Annotated in this window: 20 protein-coding genes and 1 other annotated feature; of the genes, 10 read left to right on the top strand and 10 right to left on the bottom strand. The window is 62.3% G+C overall.

All coding sequences use genetic code 11. The features are described from left to right. Window positions 1–2 precede the first annotated feature (2 nt). Window positions 3–902 (bottom strand): ATP phosphoribosyltransferase, encoded by a 900-nt coding sequence (gene hisG / locus CRO23_RS16205; protein WP_004938793.1) that lies wholly within the window; start codon window positions 900–902, stop codon window positions 3–5. A gap of 71 nt (window positions 903–973) precedes the next feature. Then, window positions 974–1,100 (bottom strand) — a sequence feature (His leader region). After that, the gene (gene hisL / locus CRO23_RS24790; RefSeq protein WP_100396937.1) at window positions 1,076–1,123 is read right to left on the bottom strand and encodes a his operon leader peptide; all 48 of its coding nucleotides are present in this window, start codon (window positions 1,121–1,123) and stop codon (window positions 1,076–1,078) included. (Overlaps the previous feature by 25 nt.) 229 nt (window positions 1,124–1,352) lie before the next feature. Between hisL and CRO23_RS16200 the strand changes: the two genes are divergently transcribed. After that, window positions 1,353–2,177, top strand: a complete 825-nt coding sequence (locus tag CRO23_RS16200; RefSeq protein ID WP_016928401.1) for an SDR family oxidoreductase — start codon at window positions 1,353–1,355, stop codon at window positions 2,175–2,177. 15 nt (window positions 2,178–2,192) lie between these two features. Here the strand turns inward: CRO23_RS16200 and CRO23_RS16195 are convergent, their stop codons facing one another. Then, window positions 2,193–3,077: a LysR family transcriptional regulator gene (locus tag CRO23_RS16195; protein ID WP_016928400.1), complete on the bottom strand. Its 885-nt coding sequence runs from the start codon at window positions 3,075–3,077 to the stop codon at window positions 2,193–2,195. A gap of 137 nt (window positions 3,078–3,214) precedes the next feature. On the opposite strand from CRO23_RS16195, the gene CRO23_RS16190 reads away from it, so the two are divergent. Next, window positions 3,215–4,405: an MFS transporter gene (locus CRO23_RS16190; protein ID WP_028127964.1), complete on the top strand. Its 1,191-nt coding sequence runs from the start codon at window positions 3,215–3,217 to the stop codon at window positions 4,403–4,405. On the opposite strand, the gene CRO23_RS16185 is transcribed toward CRO23_RS16190, so the two are convergent. After that, window positions 4,396–5,301 carry a LysR family transcriptional regulator gene (locus tag CRO23_RS16185; protein ID WP_016928398.1) on the bottom strand — a complete coding sequence of 302 codons (906 nt, stop codon included), beginning with the start codon at window positions 5,299–5,301 and terminating at the stop codon, window positions 4,396–4,398. The genes CRO23_RS16190 and CRO23_RS16185 overlap by 10 nt on opposite strands. Window positions 5,302–5,550: 249 nt before the next feature. On the opposite strand from CRO23_RS16185, the gene speB reads away from it, so the two are divergent. The 4 genes from speB to CRO23_RS16165 all read left to right on the top strand — a co-directional run bounded on the left by speB (window position 5,551) and on the right by CRO23_RS16165 (window position 10,199). Next, entirely contained in the window at window positions 5,551–6,483 is a 933-nt protein-coding gene (gene speB / locus CRO23_RS16180) for an agmatinase (RefSeq protein WP_049299809.1), read from the top strand. Between the two features lie 77 nt (window positions 6,484–6,560). Further along, the gene (locus tag CRO23_RS16175; protein WP_079450995.1) at window positions 6,561–7,946 is read left to right on the top strand and encodes a sodium:solute symporter; all 1,386 of its coding nucleotides are present in this window, start codon (window positions 6,561–6,563) and stop codon (window positions 7,944–7,946) included. 16 nt (window positions 7,947–7,962) lie between these two features. Then, entirely contained in the window at window positions 7,963–9,390 is a 1,428-nt protein-coding gene (locus CRO23_RS16170; protein ID WP_079450996.1) for a purine-cytosine permease family protein, read from the top strand. After that, entirely contained in the window at window positions 9,387–10,199 is an 813-nt protein-coding gene (locus tag CRO23_RS16165; RefSeq protein ID WP_016928394.1) for a nitrilase-related carbon-nitrogen hydrolase, read from the top strand. Before CRO23_RS16170 ends, CRO23_RS16165 begins: the two co-directional genes overlap by 4 nt. 74 nt (window positions 10,200–10,273) lie before the next feature. On the opposite strand, the gene CRO23_RS16160 is transcribed toward CRO23_RS16165, so the two are convergent. Beyond that, the gene (locus CRO23_RS16160) at window positions 10,274–11,257 is read right to left on the bottom strand and encodes a magnesium and cobalt transport protein CorA (RefSeq protein WP_015377262.1); all 984 of its coding nucleotides are present in this window, start codon (window positions 11,255–11,257) and stop codon (window positions 10,274–10,276) included. Window positions 11,258–11,268: 11 nt separating this feature from the next. Then, entirely contained in the window at window positions 11,269–11,688 is a 420-nt protein-coding gene (locus tag CRO23_RS16155) for a GNAT family N-acetyltransferase (RefSeq protein ID WP_016928392.1), read from the bottom strand. A 131-nt stretch (window positions 11,689–11,819) separates the two neighbouring features. On the opposite strand from CRO23_RS16155, the gene CRO23_RS16150 reads away from it, so the two are divergent. After that, window positions 11,820–12,920, top strand: a complete 1,101-nt coding sequence (locus CRO23_RS16150) for a PQQ-dependent sugar dehydrogenase (protein WP_016928391.1) — start codon at window positions 11,820–11,822, stop codon at window positions 12,918–12,920. Window positions 12,921–12,933: 13 nt separating this feature from the next. Here CRO23_RS16150 and CRO23_RS16145 read toward each other — a convergent pair whose 3' ends face one another. Together CRO23_RS16145 and CRO23_RS16140 are read right to left on the bottom strand one after the other, a co-directional pair. Then, window positions 12,934–13,554, bottom strand: coding sequence for a glutathione S-transferase family protein (locus CRO23_RS16145; RefSeq protein ID WP_033640845.1), 621 nt, complete (start codon window positions 13,552–13,554; stop codon window positions 12,934–12,936). An 89-nt stretch (window positions 13,555–13,643) separates the two neighbouring features. Beyond that, window positions 13,644–14,300, bottom strand: coding sequence for an HAD family hydrolase (locus CRO23_RS16140; protein WP_016928389.1), 657 nt, complete (start codon window positions 14,298–14,300; stop codon window positions 13,644–13,646). Between the two features lie 107 nt (window positions 14,301–14,407). On the opposite strand from CRO23_RS16140, the gene CRO23_RS24785 reads away from it, so the two are divergent. Continuing rightward, on the top strand, window positions 14,408–14,644 hold the full coding sequence (locus tag CRO23_RS24785; protein ID WP_102025903.1) for a hypothetical protein: 237 nt from the start codon (window positions 14,408–14,410) through the stop codon (window positions 14,642–14,644). Next, the gene (locus tag CRO23_RS16135) at window positions 14,589–15,611 is read left to right on the top strand and encodes an isopenicillin N synthase family dioxygenase (protein WP_097102467.1); all 1,023 of its coding nucleotides are present in this window, start codon (window positions 14,589–14,591) and stop codon (window positions 15,609–15,611) included. The genes CRO23_RS24785 and CRO23_RS16135 overlap by 56 nt, the downstream gene beginning before the upstream one ends. A 59-nt stretch (window positions 15,612–15,670) precedes the next feature. On the opposite strand, the gene CRO23_RS16130 is transcribed toward CRO23_RS16135, so the two are convergent. Then, on the bottom strand, window positions 15,671–16,816 hold the full coding sequence (locus CRO23_RS16130) for a trans-sulfuration enzyme family protein (protein ID WP_016928387.1): 1,146 nt from the start codon (window positions 16,814–16,816) through the stop codon (window positions 15,671–15,673). Between the two features lie 12 nt (window positions 16,817–16,828). Further along, entirely contained in the window at window positions 16,829–18,196 is a 1,368-nt protein-coding gene (locus tag CRO23_RS16125; RefSeq protein WP_033640842.1) for a pyridoxal-phosphate dependent enzyme, read from the bottom strand. A gap of 467 nt (window positions 18,197–18,663) precedes the next feature. Between CRO23_RS16125 and CRO23_RS16120 the strand changes: the two genes are divergently transcribed. Beyond that, window positions 18,664–19,869: a serine hydrolase gene (locus CRO23_RS16120; protein ID WP_015377270.1), complete on the top strand. Its 1,206-nt coding sequence runs from the start codon at window positions 18,664–18,666 to the stop codon at window positions 19,867–19,869. Window positions 19,870–19,896: the final 27 nt, after the last annotated feature.

The raw sequence follows: 19,896 nt of genomic DNA, 5'->3' as shown, positions 1-19,896 counted from the left end.
CGTTACTCCATCATCTTTTCAATCGGCAGCACCAGAATCGAGCTGGCGCCGAGCGCTTTCAGTTTTTCCATGGTTTCCCAGAACAGGGTTTCGCTGCTCACCATGTGCATCGCCACACGGTTCTGCGCGCCGGCCAGCGGCAGAATGGTCGGGCGCTCGGCGCCCGGCAGCAGCGCGACGATCTCGTCCAGTTTCTCGCTCGGCGCGTGCAGCATGATGTATTTGGATTCACGCGCCTGGATCACGCCCTGAATGCGGGTCATCAGGCGATCGATCAGCTGCTGTTTGGCTTCCGGCATTTCGCCGTCGCGCTGGATCAGGCAGGCCTTGGAGCGGTAGATCACCTCCACTTCGCGCAGGCCGTTGGCCTCCAGCGTGGCGCCGGTAGAGACCAGATCGCAGATGGCGTCGGCCAGGCCGGCGCGCGGCGCCACTTCCACCGAGCCGTTCAGCAGGCAAGATTTGAAGCGCACGCCCTGCTTGTCGAGGTATTGCTTCAGCAGGTGCGGGTAAGAGGTGGCGATGCGGGCGTCCTGCAGGCTTTGCGGGCCGGTGTATTCGGCGTCGAGCGGGGTGGCCAGCGACAGGCGGCAGCCGCCGAAATCGAGGCGGCGCAGGGTGAAGTAACGCGGGTCTTCGCCCTGGGCGCGGCGGCTGAGCAGCTCTTCTTCCAGCACGTTTTCGCCGATGATGCCGAGATCGACCACGCCGTCCATCACTAGGCCCGGAATATCGTCGTCGCGCACGCGCAGGATATCGATCGGCATGTTTTCCGCGAAGGCGATCAGACGCTGTTGCTGCAGGTTGATCTTGATGCCGCAGCGCGCCAGCAGTTCCTGGGATTCATCGCTCAGGCGGCCCGACTTCTGCATTGCGATCCGTAAACGTGTCTTGTCCAGCATGGTAACCTCTGTTTAATCTGTAATTTTATGAATTTATTGTAAAAACTATTCTTTTCTGTCTGTCCGGAGCCAAAAAAAAACCCTCGGAAGAAATCTTCCGAGGGCTCTCTCTTGCGTTCTGCGCGCCACTGGAAGATTAACAAACCGTCTTCCAGCACTCATCGCCTGAAAGACTAGTCAGGGTGATGGTGATGATGGTGGTTGAACTGAACGCGTGTCATGGTGTTTTTCTCTAATCAAAAGCCGGTAAAAACCGTATGCCAATTAAGCTAAACTATCCGCTGTCCACCGCGCAACCCTTTTTTAACGTCATAAATTTAATTTATTGAAACAGGTTAGGTTATTAGCCACAGACGGCTTTACCTGACCTTAAGCCGGGCAGATTGTATCGCCGTGCGCAGTGGCGTAGCCTTAGGGGTAGGGCGCTGCGATCTTCAGGAGAGGAAGAGGATGAAAAAGGTAGCCATTATTGGTTTGGGTTGGCTGGGCATGCCGTTGGCGCTGTCGCTGATGGGGCGCGGGTATGACGTGGTCGGCAGCAAAACCACGCCGGACGGCGTCGAGGCCGCGCGCATGAGCGGCATCGAATGTTACCAACTGGAGCTGACGCCGGAGCTGGTGTGCGATCCGGACGATCTGGAATCGCTGCTGCGTGTGGATGCGCTGGTGGTGACACTGCCCGCTCGCCGCACCGTCGAAGGCAGCGAAAACTATTTCAATGCGGTGCGCATGCTGGTGGACAGCGCGATGGCCTTTGGCGTGCCGCGGGTGATCTTCACCAGTTCCACCTCGGTGTACGGCGAAACTGCCGGCACGCTGCGCGAAGAGTCGCCGCTGCGGCCGGTCTCGCCGTCGGGCCGGGTGTTGGCCGAGCTCGAACGTTGGTTGCATGAATTGCCGAATACCTCGGTGGACATTCTGCGCCTGGCGGGGCTGGTGGGCGCCGATCGTCACCCCGGCCGCTTCCTGGCGGGAAAACTCGACGTGAAGGGCGGTTCGCAGGGGGTAAATCTGGTGCACCAGGACGACGTCATCGCCGCCATCCAACTGTTGCTGAAGCTGCCGAAGGGGGGCCACGTGTACAACCTGTGCGCGCCGCGTCATCCGGCCAAACGCGAATTTTATCCGGCGCTGGCCGAGCAGTTGCACCTGGAGCCGCCGCAGTTCGCCGACGAGGCGGAGCAGGATGAGCGACTGGTGGACGGCAACCGCATCTGCAACGAGCTGGGTTTCGAGTACCAGCATCCCGATCCGGCGCGCATGCCGGTCAGTTAAGACGGTATATGTCGTTTAAAGCGGGAACAGATGGCTCGTCACAAAGTCGACGAACAGCCTGATTTTGACTGACAGGTGGCGGCCCGACGGCCAGAGGACATGAAAGACCATGTTCTCGCGGTGGTATTCATCCAAAACCGTCACCAGGCTGCCCTGTTCCAGCTGTCTGCGCACGGCGATCTCCGGCAAATAAGCAATGCCCAGCCCTTGTTCCGCGAAGCACACCTGCGGATCGAGGGTATTTGTCACCATGCTGGCTGGCCGTTCGGGGAGCATCTCCGTCTTGTCCCCCAGCGGCCAGATATCCAGTTTGCCGGTGCTGGGAAAGCGATAATGCAAACGGGCATGGCTTGTCAGATCCTCTGGCTTGCGCGGCATACCCGCTTTGCTGAAATAACCCGGCGCGCCAACGAAAACCTTGCGGCAGGTACCCAGCCGGCGGGCAACCAGCCGTGAGTCACTCGGGGTTCCGCTGCGGATAACGGCATCGAAACCTTCCTCAATCACGTCAACCAGCCGATCCGAATAATCAATATCCAGCTCGATCTCAGGATAGCGGCGCTTGAAGTCTCCCAGTTTTGGCATGAAGAGCGTGCCCAGCGACGGGAGGCTGATGCGCAGCTTGCCCTGAGGCGTTCCCCGCGTTTGCAACAGCTCGGCTTCCGCCTCTTTCACCTCACTCAAAATGCGCCGACACCTTTCCAGGAACAAGGCCCCTTCCGGCGTCAGGTTGACCGTGCGGGTGGAACGGTGAAACAGGCGCACGCTGAGCCGTTCCTCCAGCCGGGCGATGGTTTTGCTGACCGCCGAGGCGGAGATCCCCAGCTGTTGCCCGGCCGCCGTGAAACTGCGGCTTTCACTGACCCGGACGAAAACGTCGAGAGAACCCAAGCTTTCCATAGGCTTCCATTCTATTGATGACTTATGAGTCATGAGTGTTGTTCACTTTAGCCTATTTTTCTTTTATCGGCGAGTGGGCAGCATGATGCAACCGTCATCCGCGATGGGCGGAAGCATCTTTGAATGGGGAGTGATTGATGAATCAAACGACGATATCTGCGCCTGCCGGGAGCATCGAGCGGTTGCCGCTGGGGGGCTTACTGGCATTGGCGATGGCCGCTTTCATCACGCTGCTGACCGAGATCATGCCGGCGGGCGTGCTTTCTTCGATCGCGGGCGATTTGAACGTGTCTGAAAGCCTGGCGGGGCAATTCATCACCGCCTATGCGGTGGGCGCGTTGGTCGCCGCCATTCCGCTGACCGCATTAACGCAAGGCATGCGGCGCCGCCCCTTGCTGTTGAGCGCGATCTGCGGTTTTGCCATCGTCAACCTCGTCACGGCGCTGTCGCATGATTACCATGTCTCATTGGCGACGCGTTTCTTCGCCGGCGTTTTCGGCGGCATCGTTTGGTCTTTGCTGGCCGGTTACGCCGTGCGCATGTCACCGGCTCATCTTGGCGGCCGCGCTATTGCGATCTCCGGCGCCGGCGCCACCCTGGCGTTGGTGCTCGGCGTACCGCTTGGCACGTTGCTTGGTCGAGCCATCGGTTGGCAGGGCGCCTTTGGCCTGATGACGTTGATGGCGCTCGCGCTCGTGGCGTGGATCATCGCCATTGTGCCGGATTTCCCCGGCCAGGCTAAGGCGCATCGCCCGTCTCTGAGCGGCGTCTTCTTGCAGTGCGGGATCCGCGCCGTGCTGTTCGTGGTGTTCACCTTCATCGTTGCCCACAACATTCTGTATATCTACCTGGAGCCTTTCCTCAAGCCGTCGGGGTTATCCGAGCGGGTCGATATCGTTCTGTTTATCTTCGGGCTGGGCGCGATTGCCGGATTAGGCATTGCCGGGATGCTGGTCGATCGGCGAGTCCAATCTCTTACGGTGACGAGTATCGTTATCTTTTCCTTCGCCGCCGTGCTGCTGGGGAGTGGGGGACGGGCGGCCCCGATTGTCTATCTCTCCGTCGCATTGTGGGGCGTGGCTTTCGGCGGTTTCGCCACCCTCACGCAGACGGCATTGTCACGGCTTTCCGGCCGCGCGGCCGACGTGGCGCAGTCCATGTATACGACGGGCTGGAATACCGCCGTGGCCGCCGGTGGCGCGGTCGGCGGCATGGTGCTCGACAGGGGCGGGACGGCCTCTTTCGCCTGGGCCATCATCGGGTTCCTCGTCCTGTCTTTAACCGGCACACTGTTTGCTATGAATCGGGCGCTGGCCTCTCAGCGATGAGGTGATGGGCGTGCGGCGCGCGCCAAATCCTCCAGCAGCGCGTTCAACGCCTCGTCGGGCTGGACGGGGCGGCTGACCAGGCTGAGCGTGGCGCGGTAAGAGAGCGCCGCGCCGCCCAACTGCCGCAGCAGCCCCTGTTCCACCCAGCGCGCCGCGTAGTGGGTGGGCAGATAGCCAAGACAGGTGCCGCTCAGCACCAGATGGGCGACGCTTTCCATATGGTGAGCCACCGCCGCCAGATGCGGCGGCGCGATCGGACACAGCTGCTGCGCCAGCAGGTAGCCGCGCTTGACCCAGCGCGCGTTTTCAATCTGCTCGCGCTCCGGTTCTTCCACCGCGAACAGCGGGTGATCCTCACTGCAATAGATCGCCTGCGTCTCCTCCAGCCACGGCTGATAACGCAACGCTTCCAGCTGTTGGCCGAAGTAGCCGATGCCCAGATCGAGCTGCCGGTGCAGCAGCCCTTGCTCAATCTCGTTCGGCGAACAGATGCGGCACTGCAATTGCACGTCCTGATGTCGGCGCTGGAAGTGTTTGATGGCCTGGCTGAACGGATTGCCCGGCAGCGAAACCAGGTTGTCCACCAGACCGATTTGCAGATCGCCGGTCAGCAGGCCGTTCAGCGACTGGCTGACCCGGGTGAAGTCGCGGGCGGCGTTGAACAGCGAGCGGCAGGCGATCAGCATGCGTTCGCCCTTGGGCGTCAGCCGGAAGCCGGAGCGCCCGCGCTGACACAGGCGAAAACCCAGCCGGGTTTCCAACGAGGCCAGATGGGTGCTGATGGTGGATTGGTTCATCAGCAGCGCTTCCTGCGCGGCGCTGACGCCCTGGGCTTCCGCCACTGCGACGAACACCCGCAGCAGTTTCAGATCGATATCGCTTAGGTTGGTGAGCATCGCCCCCTCCGCAGAACGTCGGCCGGTTAACCCATTTTTAACATCGAAGAAATAGGTGCGGCGCTGAAGATATGGCCTTCCTTATGGCATGAATTTTAAATAAAAATCAATACTTCAATAAGTTAGTTGCATCGCGTTTTTCGATGTTTACATGCAAAAGCGGGAATGGTAGCCGAGGTGTCCAACGGGGTAGCCTGCGAATGTTGCTCAAATGTTTCAATTCATCGCAGATAAAGACAAGGAAACGCCATGCTGAACCAACCCCAAAGCGGTAACGATATGCCGCGCTTTGCCGGCCTCCCCACCATGATGCGCCTGCCCGCGGCCGAACAGGCGCGCGGTCTGGACGCCGCCTTCGTCGGCGTTCCGCTCGATATCGGCACCTCCAACCGCAGCGGCACTCGCTATGGCCCGCGCCAGATCCGCCAGGAATCGGTGATGATCCGCCCCTACAACATGGGCACCGGCTCTGCGCCGTTCGAACGGCTGCAGGTGGCCGATCTGGGGGATGTCGCCATCAACCCCTACAGCCTGGCGGACAGCGTGCAGCGCATCGAGGCGGCTTACCACGAGATCCTGGCGCACGGCTGCACGCCGTTGACGCTCGGCGGCGATCACACCCTGACGCTGCCGGTGCTGCGCGCCGTCGCCCGTCGTCATGGCCCGGTCGGGCTGATCCACGTCGATGCGCATTCCGATACCAACGAGGAGATGTTCGGCGAACAACTGGCGCACGGCACCACTTTCCGCCGCGCGTTCGAGGAGGGGCTGCTGGCGCCGGAAAAGGTGGTGCAGATTGGCCTGCGCGGCAGTGGCTATGCGGCGGACGACTTCGACTGGTCACGCCGCCAGGGCTTTCGTGTGGTGCCGGCCGAGGCCTGCTGGCACCGGTCGCTGACGCCGCTGATGGCGGAGATCCGCGAGCAGATGGGCGAAGCGCCGGTTTATCTCAGTTTCGATATCGACGGGCTGGATCCGGCCTTCGCGCCGGGCACCGGCACGCCGGAGGTCGGCGGGCTGTCGGTTTGGCAAGGTCTGGAGATCGTGCGCGGCTGCCGTGGGTTGAACCTGGTCGGCGGCGACGTGGTGGAAGTGTCGCCACCTTACGATCGCTCCGGCAACACCGCGCTGCTGGCCGCCAACCTGTTGTTTGAAATGTTGTGCGTGCTGCCGGCCCGTTGAGGCCGGCGCACTGACTCTACCGGCGGAGCGGTTGCGTCGGGGCCCCTGATAACAATAACTACGGAGTGGAGGTACCCATGAATCTCGATCTGCTGGTCGTGGTGTTTTACTTTCTGGTGATAGGCGCGGTGGGGTGGATGGGCATTCGCCGCGCCAACTCCAAAGAGGCGTATCTGGTGGCCGGGCGCAACCTGGGGCCGGGGCTGTATCTGGGCACGCTGTCGGCGGTGGTGCTCGGCGGCGCGTCGACCATCGGCAGTGTCAAGCTCGGCTACACCTACGGCATCTCCGGCGTCTGGCTGTGCGGCGCGCTCGGGCTGGGCATTGTGGTGCTGAGTCTGGTGCTGGCCAAACCGCTGCTCAAACTGAAGCTGTATACCGTCAGCCAGGTGCTGTCGCGGCGCTATCACCCGGCGGCGCGGGTCACCAGCGGCGCGATCATGCTGGCGTATGACCTGATGGTGGCGGTGACCTCGATCATCGCCATCGGCAGCGTGATGCAGGTGATGTTCGGCCTGTCGTTCAGCGCATCCATCCTGCTCGGCGGCGGGCTGGTAGTGGTGTATTCGACGCTGGGCGGCATGTGGTCGCTGACGCTGACCGACATCATTCAGTTCATCATCATGACCGTCGGCATGATGCTGGTGCTGATGCCGATGAGCATCGTCAAGGCCGGCGGCTGGGAGGCGTTCACCAGCCTGCTGCCCGCCGGTTACTACCAACTGTCGTCGATCGGGCTGGACACCATTCTGGTGTTCTTCCTGATTTACTTCTTCGGCATTCTGATCGGCCAGGACATCTGGCAGCGGGTGTTCACCGCCCGTAGCGCCAATGTGGCGCGCTTCGCCGGGCTGGGGGCGGGCGTCTATTGCGTGCTGTACGGCGTGACCGGCGCGCTGATCGGCATGGCCGGCAAGATCGTGCTGCCGTCGCTCAACAACACCGACGGCGCCTTCGCCGCCATCGCGCAAGCGGTGTTGCCGGTTGGCGTCAGCGGGCTGGTGGCCGCCGCGGCCTTGGCGGCGCTGATGTCCACCGCCAGCGCCTGCCTGTTGGCGTCTTCGACCATCGCGCTGGAGGACGTGCTGCCGGCCATCCGCCGTAAACCTTCCGGCGGGCTGGCCGCCGGGCGCTTCACCACGCTTTTCATGGGCGCGGTCATGCTGGGGCTGGCGTTTGTGGTGCGCGACGTGTTGGCGGCGCTAACGCTGGCTTACAACCTGTTGGTGGGCGGCATGCTGATCCCGTTGGTGGGGGCGATCTTCTGGCCGCGCGCCACCAGCGCCGGGGCCATCGCCAGCATGCTGACCGGCAGTCTGTGCGTGGTGGGGCTAATGATCTGGCACGGCATCGACGCCAACAGCCCGATCTACGGCGGTCTGCTGGGCGGCGGCGTCGCCTTCGTGCTGGGCAGCCTGCTGAGCCGCCCGGCAGCGCAGCTGCAGCCGCAAACCGAGCGTTGAAAAGACGAGGTGGGACATGAACAATCGCAATGTGGCGCCACGCCCAAAAATTGAAGTGCGCTCGATAGACTATGTGCCCCGTCACGAGCGGCATGGCAAGGTTTGGCATCAGGCGCCGTTTTGGTTCACCGGTAATTTCGTTTTGACGACGATGGTGGTCGGTTTCACCGGTCCGGCGTTGGGGTTGGGCGCGCTTTATTCGATGCTGGCCCTTGCCGTCGGCGTGGGGTTCGGCACGTTCTTCATGGCGTGTCATGCCAATCAGGGGCCGCGCATGGGGCTGCCACAGATGATCCAGTCGCGGGCCCAATTCGGCCTGCGTGGCGCCATCGTTCCCTTTGCCGCCGTGGTGTTTGTTTACATCGGTTTCAACGTGTTCAACGTTATTCTCGCGACCGATGCGATCAACACGGTGTTGCCGGGGCACCGTCTGCCTTGGTATGCGTTGCTGATCGCGGTGGCCGTGCTGTTGGCGATCGTCGGCCACGATATGCTGCATGCGGTGCAGCGCTGGCTGACCTATGTGATGATGGCGGTGTTCGGTGTGCTGACGGTCGGCGCCGTGTTGTCGCTGCGGATGGACGCCGTTGTCGGCGCCGGGAATTTCTCGTGGGCGGCCTTTTTGATTCAGCTGTCGGCCGCCGCCGGCTATCAAATCAGCTACGCGGTGTACGTCTCCGACTATTCGCGCTATTTGCCGCATGAAACGCCGTCTGCCAACGTGATCTTTTGGACTTATCTGGGGGCGGCCGGATCGGCGCTTTGGCTGATGTCGCTGGGGGCGTTTCTGGCTTCAGCCTTACCGGCCCCCGATGCGATCGGCAGCGTACAGGCGGTGGGGAATGCCGTCTATCCTGGGTTTGGCACGTTGGCCGTGTTGATCGCCGTGCCCTCGCTGGTTGGTATCATGGCGGTCAACTGTTATGGCGCGATGCTGACCAGCCTCAGCGCGATTGACGCGTTCCGTAAAGTGACGCCGACGTTGAAATTACGCATGACCGGCATTGGCGTCGTCGCTCTGACGGTGTTTGCGGTGGCGTTGGCCATCCCGACGAGCTATCTCGCCAGCTTCAATACCTTCGTGCTGCTGATGCTGTATTTCCTGGTGCCCTGGACGGCGGTGAACCTGATGGACTTTTACGTGGTGCGCGGCGGGCATTACGCGATTGGTGAAATCTTCAACCCGGCGGGGATCTACGGCCGCTGGGGCGGCTCCGGTCTGACGGCCTACGCGATCGGCCTGCTGGCGATGGTGCCGTTCATGACGTTGGGCTTTTACACCGGTCCCTTTGCTGTTTTACTGGGCGGCGCGGATATCGCTTTTCTGATCGGCCTGCTGGTGGCCGGGAGCGTTTATGTCGTAATGTGCCGGAAGCTCGATCTCGAAGCCGAACGGCGGGTGGTGTTGCGCTGCGAGGGGTTATTGGAAGGAGAACAGGAGTGAAGGAAAAAATCAGCGTCGCATGCTGCCAGTTAGCGTTGCGGGTAGGGGAAGCGGATCACAATCGGGCGCTGTCCGCCCAGGCTATCCGCCGGGCGGCGCAGCGCGGCGCCAACGTCATCGTGTTGCCGGAGTTGGTGAACAGCGGCTACGTGCTGCGCGATAAGGCGGAGGCGCTGGCGTTGGCCGAAGCCGAGGACGGGCCTAGCCTCAGCCTGTGGGGGACCCTGGCGCGCGAGTTGGATGTGGCGATCGTCGCCGGTTTCTGCGAGCGGCTGCCCGATGGCGGGGTGGCCAACAGCGCGGCGTTGATCGATGCGCAGGGCGTGAGGGCGATTTACCGCAAGGCCCACCTGTGGCATGAGGAGAGCACGATCTTTACCCCCGGCGATCGGCCGCCGCCGGTCGTCGAGACGCGCTTTGGCCGGTTGGCGGTGATGATCTGCTACGATCTTGAATTCCCCGAATGGGTGCGGCTGCCGGCGCTGGCCGGCGCTCAGCTGCTGTGCGCACCGGTCAACTGGCCGCTGGCGCCGCGCCCGCAGGGCGAACGGCCGGCGGAGATGGTGAAGGCGCAGGCCAACGCCGCCGTCAATCGGCTGTTCATCGCGGTGTGCGATCGTTGCGAAACGGAACGCGGCGTTGCGTGGATCGGCGGATCGGTGATCGTCGACGCCGATGGCTATCCGTTGACGCAGAGCCTGACAGGCGAAGGCATGGTGCTGGCATCGATGGATATCGGCGCGGCCGATGACAAACACATCGGCCGCCACAATCATGTGCATCGCGATCGGCGGCCGATGCTGTATTGAAGCGGCGGGGCGGTCGGCGGATCCGGCTGCCCCGCCGATCGTTTCTCCGGCGGGAAAATCCGCCGTTTTGGCGCTTACAGCCAGCCTGACTTCTTCAGCTTCTGATACAGGAAAATACAGCCGACGGCGGTCGCCCCCAGCGTGGCGTGATAGGCCCACGGGAATTTCAACTCCGGCATGTCGGCGAAGTTCATGCCGTACAGGCTGAAGATCACCGTCGGGATAGCCAAAATCGCCCCCCAACCCGCCAGCCGTTTCACCACTTCGTTTTGTTTGACCGTCACCAGCGCCAGATTGACGTGCATGGCGTTGGTCAGCATTTCGCGCATGTCGTCGATGTTGCTGACCACCTGATGCGCGTGATCCTGCACGTCGCGCACGTAGGCGCGCAGCTCTTTCGGGATCACCTCTTCGTGCAGGCGAATCAGCTGGTTGCAGATTTCATCCATCGGCAGCGCGGCGTTGCGCAGCGCCAGCAGGTGGCGGCGCAGGGTATAGACGTTCTCGATCGCCGCCTGATCGAACTCCGACTGGAACATGTTGGCTTCGATGTTCTCGATGGTGCTCTCGAAGCGCGTCACCACGCTGCGGTAGTTATCCACCACGAAGTCCAACACCGAATAGAGGGCGAAGCCCGGCCCGCGGCACATCTGCTTGTGGTTCTCTTCCGCTTTGGCGCGGATCGGCGCGTAACTGGGCGAGGCGCCGTGGCGCACCGTCACCAGAAAGTTTTTGCCGACGAAGAAGTGGGTTTCGCCGTATTCGATTTCGTCGTGCTCGCCCCACTGCGCGGTTTTCACCACGATGAACAGCGAGTCGCCGTAGGTCTCCAGCTTCGGCCGCTGGTGCGCGCACAGCGCGTCTTCGATCGCCAAATCGTGCAGTCCGAACTCCTCCTGCACCTTGCGCATAAACGCCGGCTCCGGCTGCCGCAACCCCAGCCAGACGAAGGTGTCCGGCTGTTTGACCACCTCGCTGATATCGTCGATGGTCACTTCGCCCAGCCGTTGGCCGGCTTTGTACGCCACACAGTTCACCACCATGCTTTTGCTGTCCATCTGTCCATCCATCAATCAGTCAGGGTTTTGGTAAGAAAATAGCACTCGTGTTCCACCGGATACTCTTTCAGCGTCATTTGCAGCTGATAGCCGAGCTTTTCGTAGAACGGCCGCGCCTGGAAGCTGAAGGTGTCGAGACGGGCGTAGCGGCAGCCGCGCGCCTGCGCCTCGTGCTCGGCGGCGCGCATCAGCCGGCCGCCGAGGCCGCTGCCGCGCTGGGTATCCGCCACCCACAGCCACTCGACGCTCAGCCAGTTGCCCCAGGTTTCGGCGGTCAGGCCGCCGATCACCGTGCCGGCTTCGTCGCGCGCATAGACGCTGAGCGGCTTGCGGTGGCTGGCGTCGATATGCGGCAGGTTGTAAGCGCGCAGGCCTTGCCTGATCGCATCGAGGGTATGTTCGTCAATCGCGTCGGTAACGGTAATGTCCATTTTTCCTCCTGGGTTATGGATTAACTTAAGCACACTGCGGCTAAAAGGCAACCCGTTGAAATGTAATGTAAACACCCATTCCGATGGGCTGGACTACACTAAACGGGTCATTTCATCTTCAGGAGGACGCCATGCCCCGATTGACTCTGCTGGCCGGTTTGCTGCTGTGCAGCGGCCTGCTGCACGCTGCGCCGACGGTCAGCCAATTGCAGGACGGCCTGGAACACCCGTGGTCGCTGGCCTTTTTGCCGGCGGAACAAGGCCTGCTTATCACCGAACGGCCCGGCCGGCTGCGGCTGTGGCAGCAAGGCAAAGGCCTGTCGCCGCCGATCGCCGGCGTGCCGCAGGTCTACGCCGAAGGACAGGGCGGCCTGCTGGAGGTGTTGCCGGCGCCCGACTTCGCCGCCAGCCGCCGGGTGTACCTGAGCTTCGCCGAATCGGGCGAGGGCGGCAAAGCCGGCACGGCGGTCGGCTATGGCCGCCTGAGTGACGACGGCGCGCGGCTGGAAAACTTTAAGGTGATCTTCCGTCAGCAGCCCAAGCTGTCGGTCGGCAATCACTTTGGCGGCAAGCTGGCGTTCGATCGGCAGGGCTACCTGTTTATCGCGCTGGGCGAAAACAACCAGCGGCCGACGGCGCAGGAGACCGACAAGCTGCAGGGCAAGCTGGTGCGGCTGACCGCCGAGGGCGCGATACCACCGGATAATCCCTGGGTCGGCCAGGCAGGTAAACGCCCGGAGGTCTGGTCTTACGGCCACCGCAATCCGCAAGGGCTGGCGTTGAACCCGTGGAGCGGCGCGATCTGGGAACACGAGCACGGCCCGCGCGGCGGCGATGAGCTCAATATCCCGCTGCCGGGTAAAAACTACGGCTGGCCGCTGGCCACCTACGGCATCAACTATTCCGGCCAGCCGATCCCGGAGGCCAAAGGAGAACGGGTGCCCGGCACCGAACAACCGCTGCACTATTGGCGAGTCTCGCCCGGCCTCAGCGGCATGGCGTTCTATGACGGGCAGCGTTTCCCCGCCTGGCGTCACTCGCTGTTCATCGGCGCGCTGGCGCAAAAGGCACTGATTCGCCTGACGCTGGAGGGTGACAAAGTGGTGGCGGAAGAGCGGCTGCTGGGCGATCGCGGCGAACGCATCCGCGAGGTGCGCAGCGGGCCGGATGGCTATTTGTATCTGCTGACGGACGAACGGGACGGCAAGCTGCTGAAGGTCGGGGCGTCGTAACGCCCCGAACGCGTCAGGTGAGCTCGCTCATCACGCCGCGCTGATAGGCCGGGCGAGCGCGCAGCTGCTGATACCAGCGCTCCATGTTCGGTCGCGGGCGGCGGGCGATCGGCATCTCGAACCAGCCGTAGGCGAAGCTGCCGAGCGGGATATCGCCGAAGCCGAATGCGTCGCCGGAGAGGTAAGGCTGGTGCGCCAGCGTCTGTTCAATGACGTCGAAGTGTTTTTCCAGCGTGGCGATCGCCGCTTCGATTTTCGCCATGTCGCGTTGCTCCGGCGCGGTGCGGATCAGGCCCCAAAAGACGATGGTGAAGGCCGGAACGATGGTCGAGGTGGTCCAGTCCATCCATTTCTCGGCGGCGGCGCGCGCCTGCAGATCTTGCGGATAGAACGCCGCGTCGCCGAATTTCGCCGCCAGGTAGCGCACGATGGTGTTGGACTCCCACAGCACGAAGTCATCGTCCTGCAGCAGCGGCACCAGGCCGTTCGGGTTCAACGCACGGTAACTCTCTTCGTTGACCTTGCCGAACGCGCCGCCGGCGTTGATGTGGGTATAGCTCAGCCCCAGTTCGGCGGCGCACCACAGCACCTTCCTGACGTTGTTCGAATTCTCACGACCCCAAATGGTCAGCATGGGATAACTCCGTTAGCGGATTAAAGACCCTTAATACCTACGCCACAATGCGCTTTTTGTCACACCGCAGGGCATTTTTTGTCTGCCGATCAACGCTCCCAGCGGCACACTTCCCAGCCGCGCTCCGCCGCCAGCGCGCTCAACTCGCTGTCGGGGTTGATCACCGTGGCGCTGTCGACGAATTGCAGCATCGCCTTGTCGTTGAGGGAGTCGCTGTAGCCATGGCTGTGCTCGAACTTCAGGTGCGGATGCTGCGCCAGCCAGTGTTGCAGGCGGATCACCTTGCCCTGTTGGTAGGTCATGGTGCCGTAGGTGTGGCCGGTGAAGCGGCCGTCGCTGATTTCCACGCCGATCGCCAGCGCATCGTCGGCGCCGAGCTGTTCGGCGATCGGCGCCACCAGGTGTTCGCCGGTGGCGGAGATCACCAGGATGCAGTCGCCGCGTTCGCGGTGCCACTGCAGGCGTTCACGGGCGGCGGGATAGACGCGCGGCAGGATGTCGCGCCGGATGTAGCGTTGCACCCAGCCGGCCACGGTTTGCACGCTCAGGCCGGTCAGCGGCGCCAGCGTGGCCTGCATGTAGTCCTCCATCGACAGCTTGCCCTGATAATAGAGCTGCATCAGCTGCTGCTCCTGCAGTTCCAGCTCCGCCGGCGCGAAGCCCTGGCCGACCAGCCAGCGGATCCACAGGCTGGCGCTGTCATCGTCAATCAGGGTTTCATCCAGGTCGAATAAGGCTAAATCCATCAGTATTTCTCCGGCAGGCAGGGTATGAGGTCGTTTACAGGATAGCGGATAGCGCACGTCGCCAGCCAGCGGCGTCGGCGAAATTGCGCAGAGCATAAGAAACATTGATGACGGTTTTGCGACAGTTTGTTGAACGTTTGCATAACTTAGAACGCAACAATATTGGCCGTCCCGGCGAGCGCGATGGTAACTATGGGGCAAATGCAGCTACCCGCCAGGGAGTGACAATGTTGATTATTCGCCTGTACGGCAGCCCGATCGTGATCGGGGAAGAAGAGGAACCGCATGATGACGCACCTGACGACGTTGAAGACGTTGCCGCTGCTGGATCTTTCGCAGCTTGACGGCGATGCGCGCCAGCGGCGCGCCTTTCTCGACGATTTGCGCGCGGCGGCCCGCGACGTCGGTTTTTTCTTTCTGCGCGGGCACGGCGTGGACGGCGCGTTGAATGCGCGACTGCAGCACGCCGCGCGGCAATTTTTCGCCCTGCCGGAAGCCGACAAGCTGGCGGTGCAGATGGTGCATTCGCCGCACTTTCGCGGTTACAACCGGGCGGCGGCGGAGCTCACGCGCGGGCAGCCTGACTGGCGCGAACAGTTCGATATCGGCGCCGAACGCCCGGCGCTGACGCTGGCTGATGACACGCCGCGCTGGGCGCGTCTGCAGGGGCCAAATCAGTGGCCGGCGGCGCTGCCGGCGCTGAAACCGCTGCTGCTGGAGTGGCAACAGGCGATGACCGCCATGTCGCTGCGGCTGCTGCGCGCTTTCGCTTTGGCGCTGTCGCTGCCGGAGCAGGCGTTCGATCGCTTGTACGGCGAGAAACCCAACGAGCACATCAAACTGATCCGCTATCCGGGGCGGGACGCCACCGGCAGCGCACAGGGTGTCGGCGCGCACAAGGACTCCGGGTTTCTCAGCTTCCTGCTGCAGGACGCGCAAAAAGGGCTGCAGGTGGAGGTGAGTGAAGGGCGGTGGATCGACGCCCAACCGCGTGAAGACACTTTCGTGGTGAACATCGGCGAGCTGCTGGAACTGGCGACCAACGGCTATCTGCGCGCCACGGTGCACCGGGTGGAAACGCCGCCGGCGGGGTGCGACAGGCTGTCGATCGCGTTCTTCCTCGGCGCACGGCTGGATGCGGTGGTACCGCTGTATCAATTGCCGCCGCAGTTGGCGGCGCAGGCGCGCGGCCCGGCCAGCGATCCGCTCAACCCGTTGCTGCGCGACGTGGGGTATAACTACCTGAAAGGCCGCATCCGCTCCCATCCCGATGTGGCGCACCGTTTTTATCAGGACGTCATCGACGTCTGAACGACGGGCGTAAAAAAGCCCGGCGCGCCGGCCGGGCTGATCGTGCGCTGATGCGGCGATTATTCCGCCAGCGCCTGCTGCAGATCGGCGATCAGATCTTCCACATCCTCTATCCCCACCGACAGGCGCACCAGCTGCGGCGTGATGCCGGTTGCCAGGCGCTGTTCCAGCGGAATGGAGGCGTGCGTCATGCTGAACGGCTGGCTGATCAGGCTTTCCACGCCGCCCAGGCTTTCCGCCAGGGTGAACAGGCGCGAACGCTGGATGACCCGGCGCGCATAGGCGTCGTCGCCTTTCAACCGTACCGAGATCATGCCGCCGAAGCGCGTCATCTGGCGTGCCGCCAGCGCATGCTGCGGATGGCTCGGCAGGCCGGGGTAGTAGACGTTTTCCACCTGCGGCTGGCTCTCCAGCCACTGGGCGATGCGCAGCGCGCTGTCGCTGTGGCGCTGCATGCGCAGGGCCAGAGTGCGAATGCCGCGCAGCGTCAGGAAGCTGCTGAACGGATCGAGAATGCCGCCGACGGCGTTTTGCAGGAAACCGAGCTGTTCCGCCAGCGCCGGGTTATCCCCCACCGCCGCGACGCCGGCCACCACGTCGGAGTGGCCGTTGAGGTATTTGGTGGCGGAGTGCACCACCACGTCAAAGCCCAGATCCAGCGGACGCTGCAGATACGGCGAGGCGAAGGTATTGTCCGCCACGCTGATAAGCTGATGCTTTTTAGCGATCGCGGCGATGGCGCTCAGATCCGCCAGTTTCAGCAAGGGGTTGGTCGGGGTTTCCACCCAGATCATTTTGGTATCCGGTTCGATCGCCTGTTCCAATCGGGCGAGATCCGCCGGCGCCACGTAGGTGACGCGCAGGCCGGCGGTGCGGCTGCGCACTTTTTCCAGCAGGCGATAGGTGCCGCCGTACAGGTCGTCCACCGCGATCAGGTGGCTGTCTTTATCGAGCAGTTCCAGCACCGTGGAGCAGGCCGCCAGGCCGGAGGCGAAGGCGTAACCGCGGCTGCCGCCTTCCAGTTCGGCGATGGCGCTTTCCAGCGCGGTGCGCGTCGGGTTGGCGCTGCGGGAATATTCATAGCCGGTATGTTCGCCCGGCGCCGGTTGGGCGTAGGTGGAGGTGGCGTAAATCGCCGGCATCACTGCGCCGGTCGCGTCCGGGGTGTAACCGGCGTGAACGGTCAACGTATCAAACTTGGCCATAATGGGTCCTTATTAACGTAATTTTTGGCGCCAGGCGTTAAGCACGTCTGTGCGGGTAATCAGGCCGAGGAAGCGCTCGCCGTCGAGCACCACCGCGACGTGGCCATGGTTGAAGGTGGCCTGTAATTCCTCGTAGCCGGCTTCCTTTTGCAGCGTATGAACCTGTTTGGTCATCGCGCTGCCGGCCGTCAGGCTGAAGTGGGTGGCGTCGGCCTGGACGGCGTTCAGCAGATCCCACTCATCGATCAGACCGACCACCCGATCGCCTTCCAGCACCGGCAGCTGAGAGATGTCGTACAGCCGCATGCGGGCGTGCACGATCGCCAACGTATCGTCCGGCGCGGCGGAAACGGCGGCGCCTTCGTCGTGGCGGTAGGCGATCAGATCGCGCAGATCGCCGTGCTGCGGTTTGCTCAGCAGACCCTGTTCCAGCATCCAGTGGTCGTTATACATTTTAGACAGGTATTTGTTGCCGCTGTCGCAGACGAAGGTCACCACCCGCTTGGGTTCGGTTTGCGCGCGGCAATAACGCAGGGCGGCGGCCAGCAGGGTGCCGGTGGAGGAGCCCGCCAGCACGCCTTCCTTGCGCAGCAGCTCGCGCGCGGTGGTGAAGGCTTCGGCGTCGCCGATGCGGTAAGCATTGCGGACCTGGTCAAAGTCGCTGAGCGGCGGGACGAAGTCTTCGCCGATGCCTTCCACCAGCCAACTGCCCGCTTCGCCGATGTGGCCGTTGTCGAGATAGTCCGCCAGTATTGAACCCGCAGGGTCGGCCAGCACGAATTCCGTCTGCGGCGAAACCTCGGCGAAATAGTGGCTCAGCCCGCCCAGCGTGCCGCCGGAGCCGACGCCGACCACGATGGCGTCCACGTCATGCTCCATTTGCCGCCACAGTTCGGGCGCGGTGGTGGTGGTATGGGCCGCCGGATTGGCCGGATTGTTGAACTGATCGATATAAAAGGCGCCGGGGATCTCCCCGGCCAGACGTTTGGCGTAATCCTGATAGTAAGCCGGATGCCCTTTGCCGACGTCCGAGCGGGTCAGCAGCACTTCCACGCCCAGCGCGCGCAGGTGGAAGATCTTCTCGCGGCTCATCTTGTCTGGCACCACCAGCAGCAGCTTATAGCCTTTCAGCGCCGCCACCAGCGCCAACCCCAGGCCGGTATTGCCGGCGGTGGCTTCGATGATGGTGCCGCCCGGCTGCAGTTTGCCGTCGCGCTCGGCCTGTTCGATCATCGACAGCGCCACGCGGTCTTTGATCGAACCGCCGGGATTCTGATTCTCCAGCTTGACGAACAGCCGGCATGGGCCGGTATCGAACTGGGTCAGTTCCAGCATCGGGGTATTGCCAATCATCTCGATGACGGAATGGGGGATTGCCATGACTCATCTCCAGGATTATTCGGTATAAAAGTCTTTGTGCGGATGATAGCGCTGAGGATAAGCGCTTTAAAAAGAACAAATAACGGTTCTATATGCCATTATGGAATATATTAATCTTTTTTAGACGTATGGATGCGCAGATGTTTAGCGGTGCGGATGCTTGGCCGTGTAGCCGTGGGCGGATGCAAAAATGCGCGTCGCGATGCTTTTTTGAACGATAAGCGGGGGGCTGCGTACAGTTATGTAAAAATGCTGAAAATTCACGCTAAACCCTGCAAAAATAAGATAAATCACATAAACTCACAGCAAGGGCATTTTCGGTGCGTTGTGTTACCCGCTACGGGCGCCGCAAGGGGTTGCGGCCGGCACGCGCGCACCGGGCCACTCTCGCTGGTTGGCTTAAAACGTGAACATGTTTGAAAGTTAACGCTATTTCAATGGTTTTGAATGGACACTCTGGCGACGTCATGATGAAAAAAAACTTATCCACTTCCCTGAAAAAACTGACCTTCAGCGTAGGCATCCTGTTGCTGGCCGCCCCGGCCGTGCACGCGGCTGAGCCGCCGGCGCCGCCGCAGGTAGACGCCAAGGCCTTCATTCTGATGGACTACAACAGCGGCAAGGTGCTGACCGAAGGCAATGCCGACACCCGTCTCGATCCCGCCAGCCTGACCAAGATCATGTCCAGCTACGTGATCGGCCAGGCGATCAAGGCCGGCAAGATCAAGCCGGAAGACATGGTCACCGTCGGCAAAGATGCCTGGGCGCCGGGTAACCCGGCGCTGCGCGGTTCTTCGCTGATGTTTATCAAGCCCGGCGATCAGGTGCCGGTGCTGGAACTGAATAAAGGCATCGTGATCCAGTCTGGCAACGACGCCAGCATCGCGCTGGCGGACTACGTGGCGGGCAGCCAGGATTCGTTCGTCGGCCTGATGAACAACTACGCCAAATCTCTGGGGCTGCAGAATACCCACTTCCTGACGGTGCATGGTCTGGATGCGGAAGGGCAGTACAGCACCGCGCGCGACATGGCGCTGTTGAGTCAGGCGCTGATCCGCGACGTGCCGGACGAATACGCGCTGCATAAAGAGAAAGAGTTCACCTTTAACAAGATCCGCCAGATTAACCGCAACCGTCTGCTGTGGAGCAGCAACCTGAACGTCGACGGCATCAAGACCGGTTACACCAGCGGCGCCGGCCACAACCTGGTGGCGTCCGCCACCGACGGCCCGATGCGTCTGATCTCGGTAGTTTTAGGCGCGCCGAGCGATCGCGTGCGCTTTAGCGAGAGCGAAAAGCTGCTGACCTGGGGCTTCCGCTTCTATGAAACCGCGACGCCGATCAAGGCCGATAAGCCGTTCGTCACCCAGAAAGTGTGGTTCGGCGACGTCAGCGAAGTGCCGCTCGGCGTGGCGAAAGACGCTTCGGTCACCATTCCGAAAGGGCAGATGAAAAACCTGAAGGCCAGCTACAAGCTGACTCAACCGACGCTGGAGGCACCGCTGGCGAAAAACCAGGTGGTCGGCACCATCGATTTCCAGCTGGACGGCAAGACCATCGAGCAGCACCCGCTGGTGGCGATGCAAGAGGTGAAAGAGGGCAACTTCTTCAGCCGCATCTGGGATATGGTGATGATGAAGCTGAGCCAGTGGTTCGGCGGGATCTTCGGCTGAATGCCCTGACACCGCTGCCGCATCGTC

The organism is Serratia sp. JKS296, from assembly GCF_900215445.1.
GTDB classification, from domain to species: Bacteria; Pseudomonadota; Gammaproteobacteria; order Enterobacterales; family Enterobacteriaceae; genus Serratia; species Serratia marcescens.
The sequence above is the reverse complement of the archived record's forward strand: the minus strand, read 5'-3'. Positions and strand labels throughout refer to the sequence as shown.

Coding starts and splice junctions, on each gene's coding strand:
- hisG (WP_004938793.1), bottom strand. CDS start 902: ATGCTGGACAAGACACGTTTACGGATCGCAATGCAGAAGTCGGGCCGC.
- CRO23_RS16200 (WP_016928401.1), top strand. CDS start 1,353: ATGAAAAAGGTAGCCATTATTGGTTTGGGTTGGCTGGGCATGCCGTTG.
- CRO23_RS16195 (WP_016928400.1), bottom strand. CDS start 3,077: ATGGAAAGCTTGGGTTCTCTCGACGTTTTCGTCCGGGTCAGTGAAAGC.
- CRO23_RS16190 (WP_028127964.1), top strand. CDS start 3,215: ATGAATCAAACGACGATATCTGCGCCTGCCGGGAGCATCGAGCGGTTG.
- CRO23_RS16185 (WP_016928398.1), bottom strand. CDS start 5,301: ATGCTCACCAACCTAAGCGATATCGATCTGAAACTGCTGCGGGTGTTC.
- speB (WP_049299809.1), top strand. CDS start 5,551: ATGCTGAACCAACCCCAAAGCGGTAACGATATGCCGCGCTTTGCCGGC.
- CRO23_RS16175 (WP_079450995.1), top strand. CDS start 6,561: ATGAATCTCGATCTGCTGGTCGTGGTGTTTTACTTTCTGGTGATAGGC.
- CRO23_RS16170 (WP_079450996.1), top strand. CDS start 7,963: ATGAACAATCGCAATGTGGCGCCACGCCCAAAAATTGAAGTGCGCTCG.
- CRO23_RS16160 (WP_015377262.1), bottom strand. CDS start 11,257: ATGGACAGCAAAAGCATGGTGGTGAACTGTGTGGCGTACAAAGCCGGC.
- CRO23_RS16155 (WP_016928392.1), bottom strand. CDS start 11,688: ATGGACATTACCGTTACCGACGCGATTGACGAACATACCCTCGATGCG.
- CRO23_RS16150 (WP_016928391.1), top strand. CDS start 11,820: ATGCCCCGATTGACTCTGCTGGCCGGTTTGCTGCTGTGCAGCGGCCTG.
- CRO23_RS16145 (WP_033640845.1), bottom strand. CDS start 13,554: ATGCTGACCATTTGGGGTCGTGAGAATTCGAACAACGTCAGGAAGGTG.
- CRO23_RS16140 (WP_016928389.1), bottom strand. CDS start 14,300: ATGGATTTAGCCTTATTCGACCTGGATGAAACCCTGATTGACGATGAC.
- CRO23_RS24785 (WP_102025903.1), top strand. CDS start 14,408: ATGACGGTTTTGCGACAGTTTGTTGAACGTTTGCATAACTTAGAACGC.
- CRO23_RS16135 (WP_097102467.1), top strand. CDS start 14,589: ATGACGCACCTGACGACGTTGAAGACGTTGCCGCTGCTGGATCTTTCG.
- CRO23_RS16130 (WP_016928387.1), bottom strand. CDS start 16,816: ATGGCCAAGTTTGATACGTTGACCGTTCACGCCGGTTACACCCCGGAC.
- CRO23_RS16125 (WP_033640842.1), bottom strand. CDS start 18,196: ATGGCAATCCCCCATTCCGTCATCGAGATGATTGGCAATACCCCGATG.
- CRO23_RS16120 (WP_015377270.1), top strand. CDS start 18,664: ATGATGAAAAAAAACTTATCCACTTCCCTGAAAAAACTGACCTTCAGC.